The following is a 1,434-nucleotide window of genomic DNA, read 5'->3' on the forward strand; positions in this document are numbered from 1 at the left end:
CGCGCCCTCGCGGTGACCGTCGGCACGGGCCTGAGCCTGGGGGCCGGGGTCGGCGCCGCGACGGCGCAGGAGGTCGACCTGGGGTGGGAGCCCACAGCGAGCCAGACCGCCGTCGTCGCTGTCGAGCAGGAGCACCCGCCCCACGGCGCCTCGACGGTCCCTGAGACCGTCGGGCCAGGTGCGCTCGACCGCGCCTCGAACGCCCAGGCCGCGACGGCCCCCCTCACCGAACCCGTCGGGACCGCGCAGGGGGCGGTCCCGGTCCGGGCGGAGGGGGAGGTCGCGGCTTCGGGCCCCACCGACCCGGCGAGCGTCGTCGTCGCCGCGGGCGACACGCTCTGGGGGATCGCGCGAGCCCACCTGGGCCCCGACGCGACGACCGAGCAGGTCGCGCAGTCATGGCCTGCCTGGCACGAGGAGAACCGCGAGGTGATCGGCGCCGATCCGGACCTCATCCGTGCGGGACAGGTGCTCGCGGTCCCCACGACGGGAGGGGGCGCCGACGCCGTCTCGGCCGCGGAGGACGCCATGCCCTGACCAGCCGCGCAGCACCCCGCACGACGACCTCGTCCACCAGGACCGACCACGGAGGACCACCATGAGCACCGCCACCCTGCGCCGACCGGCCCCGCGCACCCCCGCACCGGGGCTCGACAAGCCTCGCCAGTCCGGACCACCACGACGCGCACCTCGCCTCCTGCTCCCGCCCCGGCGTGAGCCCGCGCCGAGCTCCCTGCCCGCGCCCCACCTCTCCCTACCCGGGCTGCGCCCCGTGCACTCGGCGGTGACCGAGCAGGCGTGGGCTCATGCCCTGCGTCGACCGGGCACGACGAGCCCGGCGCTGCCCGACCCTGCGACCGTGTGCGGGCCGGTCGTGCTCGCCGCCGTCGAGGCCCTCGTCGGCGGTCGGCCGCTGACCCAGCTGGTTCGCTGGGTCACCCCCCAGGTGTACGAGACGCTGGGGGCCCGGCTGCGGGACTGCGGTCCGCGCCCGGGGGCCGTCCGGCGGGCCACGGTGCTGCGCTCGCACGTGTGCCGCCTGTCCCCGACGGTCGCCGAGGCGAGCGTCGTGATCCACGACGGCGTCCGGGTGCGCGCCGGAGCACTACGGCTCGAGGTCCACCGCGGGCACTGGCGGGCGACGGTCCTCGAGATCGGCTGATGCCCTACTGCACCTCGGGGTCGTTCTGCCCGTGGCAGACCTTGTACTTCTTGCCCGAGCCGCACGGGCACTGCGCGTTGCGGGCCGTCCCCGGGAAGGTCTGCCCGTCCTTGTCGGCGGCGACTGCCTCGACCGTGGCACTCGCCGGCGCGGCGGACTGGTCCCCGTCGAGGCTCGGGGCCGAGTACTGCAGCGGGACCTGCCGCTCGGGACCGTCGAGCCCCTGGGCGATCAGGGCCGGGGTGCCCGCGCTCGGGGCGGCGGACCGCCCG

At 76.9% G+C, this 1,434-nt stretch carries 3 protein-coding genes; 2 read left to right on the plus strand and 1 reads right to left on the minus strand.

Annotated elements, in window-relative coordinates; all coding sequences use genetic code 11:
- Nucleotides 1–537: LysM peptidoglycan-binding domain-containing protein (locus L0B03_RS17860; protein WP_250448349.1), on the plus strand; the 537-nt coding region annotated here is incomplete at its 5' end.
- 61 nt (nt 538–598) lie between these two features.
- Nucleotides 599–1,162 carry an Rv3235 family protein gene (locus tag L0B03_RS17865; RefSeq protein ID WP_250448352.1) on the plus strand — a complete coding sequence of 188 codons (564 nt, stop codon included), beginning with the start codon at nt 599–601 and terminating at the stop codon, nt 1,160–1,162.
- Between the two features lie 4 nt (nt 1,163–1,166).
- Here the strand turns inward: L0B03_RS17865 and L0B03_RS17870 are convergent.
- Nucleotides 1,167–1,434: SEC-C metal-binding domain-containing protein (locus L0B03_RS17870; RefSeq protein ID WP_250448354.1), on the minus strand; the 268-nt coding region annotated here is incomplete at its 5' end.

The sequence above is a fragment of the Actinotalea sp. C106 genome (genome assembly GCF_023630195.1).
Lineage (GTDB): Bacteria > Actinomycetota > Actinomycetes > Actinomycetales > Cellulomonadaceae > Actinotalea.